The sequence below is a fragment of the Bradyrhizobium sp. 35 genome (assembly GCF_023073215.1).
In the GTDB taxonomy this organism is placed as follows: Bacteria; Pseudomonadota; Alphaproteobacteria; order Rhizobiales; family Xanthobacteraceae; genus Bradyrhizobium; species Bradyrhizobium canariense_D.
Genome location: NZ_JADPJC010000022.1, coordinates 1 through 2419 on the forward strand (window position 1 = coordinate 1; position 2419 = coordinate 2419).

General features: G+C 57.8%; 2 protein-coding genes. One reads left to right on the forward strand and one right to left on the reverse strand.

Going from position 1 to position 2419, the window contains the following annotated elements; all coding sequences use genetic code 11:
- Positions 1-1037: 1037 nt before the first annotated feature.
- Positions 1038-1517 (reverse strand): hypothetical protein, encoded by a 480-nt coding sequence (locus tag IVB36_RS04175; protein WP_240543874.1) that lies wholly within the window; start codon positions 1515-1517, stop codon positions 1038-1040.
- A 628-nt stretch (positions 1518-2145) separates the two neighbouring features.
- Between IVB36_RS04175 and IVB36_RS04180 the strand changes: the two genes are divergently transcribed.
- The coding region (locus tag IVB36_RS04180) for an H-NS histone family protein (RefSeq protein ID WP_247390756.1) at positions 2146-2419 on the forward strand (274 nt) is incomplete at its 3' end.

Here is a 2419-nt window from a genome sequence, read left to right on the forward strand (position 1 = left end):
GCGAGCAAGCATTCGAAATCCATGTGAAGCTTAAACCGAAAGCAGTTCCCGGTCGGCTTACAAATGGAACCAAATTGACCGCCATTAAATGAGAAATTTGATTATGTCATATAATCATGATGACTCCATCGCAAAAACAAAAAATATGTTGGGGGAAAACATGGGAGGTTGAAATGGAAGCTGCCCGCCGCCTGCGTGCAATGGCGCTGCTGTGCCGACAGACTGCCGCACTCCAACCTGAGAGAAGCTGGAAACTGCTTGCAGAGGCAGAGTACTGGGAGCATCTGGCGGCTGCGGCTTCAGCTCATTGAGCTTCGGTGGAGTATTCTTTAGCTTTCGCTTTTCGTCGACTTCTTACTTCAAATCATTTCTGAGGCATGTGATGTCGAGTACGCGTCAGATTTTTTCTAGTGCTGTTCTGAATGAACGGCACCAGGCGCTTCTGGAGGAGCTTAGAGAGGTGGAAAAGCTTCGAAGTAAGCTCCGACATGTAGAAGCAAGAACAAGAAGAAAGCGTACCAAAGCGAGCGGCAGAGCAAGAGCCGTTTAGAGACGGCCGGGACCGCAGTAGCGAGCCCCGGTGACGACGTCGCTGCGACATGTCGGCAACCAGCCAGGCCGCGGTGCCTCACAATGCTCGAACTAACTCGGCGGCGAGACCGGCCGTCTATTCAGGATCGCGCGTTAGCTCCGACCTTCATTCGACGTTGCACTTCGGAACACAGCAACGAGTCGATCGCCTTGCCAAAGCTCAACGTCGTGCTCGTCATGCATTTGCTCGGCTCGGCGTCTCGCCGCCTGCTCGTCAATGCAGTCGAGCTTTGCAGCGCAGATCAGTTGCCGGCTGCCGTCCACCACGAACACCTTGTACCGCATAATGCAGTCCGATCCCAAAGGCGACCGTCATCGTACTCGAATGTCCGTCTAAGCCGGTGCCAAACTAGGCGTGGCGCACGGAATCTTTGTACGTGTGGCAGTTCGGCTATACCGGCTCGTGGAATCCATTGATTGCGCGGCGGATGTACCTCGCATCTAAGCTAACGTAATCTCCACGCATGCCGAAGCGTGCGGCTCGAGCTCAAGAGCGAGAGGCCACCAAGCGTCATCAGCAGTACACCGAACCAGGCCGTCCAGCTGCGCGCTTCGCCGTGCGCCTCTGCAGTGCGCGCGCCCAGCGGCATATCTTGAGGTGCGTCGGCGAGAAGCTGCCCAACGTCGACTTGGCCCGGCACGGAGTGTTCGGAGGTGATCTGGTTGGGAAGATCGACAATGGGGGCCGCCGACCCCGTGCCGAGATTGGAAGCGGCATCAGCTACCTTCATTTCGGGTACAGGCGGCTGAGATTGCTCGGGCGGTGCGGAGCGCAGCACCTCCGCGCGCGCATCAACGACCGCGCTCCACCTCGTCCCGTTCTCGTCCAAACTGGCGCTGCGGTCTTTGGCCATGCGAGCCCGAATGGGCTTCTTCACCGTCGCGATGCCCTCGGCCAGGAACCAGCATTTGCGGCGACCGTCCATTCGGTAGACCCAATGCTGTCCACCAGTGGTCGAGGTACCGGGACGCGGCACGCATTCGGCTTGCGGCGGAGAGGTTACCGTGGGTTGGGGCGTAGCAGTATTGAAGAAGTCGGCAAGAGGGTTGGCAGACGCAGGCGCCGCCGATAAACCTCCGACAAGCACCAAACTGGCGAAGTATAATCGCAAATGACCGGACATCGAAAACTCCCGGGTGCGCCCCACCCCCGCTCGAACCTTAGCGGCGACAACGGCTCCCATGCGGCTTAAATCGGGCGGCGCGATGAATTAATTGATTGTACTCTTGGCTACCTGATTAATATGCCGGTCACGAGGCAGCGCGATTCATCGAGCCGTCCGCGCCGCCGTCCGGTCGATCGCCATCTTTGCGCTCGTCCCCGAGCACGAAAGCGCAACTGGCCGAGGGTGAGTTTGTGGAGGTCACGAGACGTGGCTACCCCGCGCGGCGATTTAAATACTCCGCCACGATATTACCACTGTCGCGCCTTTCTCCCTGCTACCTCTCGTATTAAATGTGGATTGCATGATCAATATTTCACTGAGGGCTTGTCTGCTCCCGGATTCCCGACTTGTCTGCCTGGGCCTTCTGCCCAAGATTAGGGATGGAGCCATGAACACCGCGCATTTCAATTCGCTCTCCGTTGACGAGCTCTGGATATTTCACCAAGAGGTCGCCGCCAAACTCACTCAGAAAATGTTGGTGCAAAAAGCACATTTGGAGGAACGGCTCCACAGGATTGGACTGGCCAACGAGGCCACGCGGTTCAATCGCGAGCGCCGTCCATACCCGCCCGTTCGTCCCAAATATCGCAATCCGAAGAACCCGGCGGAGACATGGTCGGGTCGCGGCAGGCTGCCTCGATGGCTGCGGCCGCAGCTTCGAG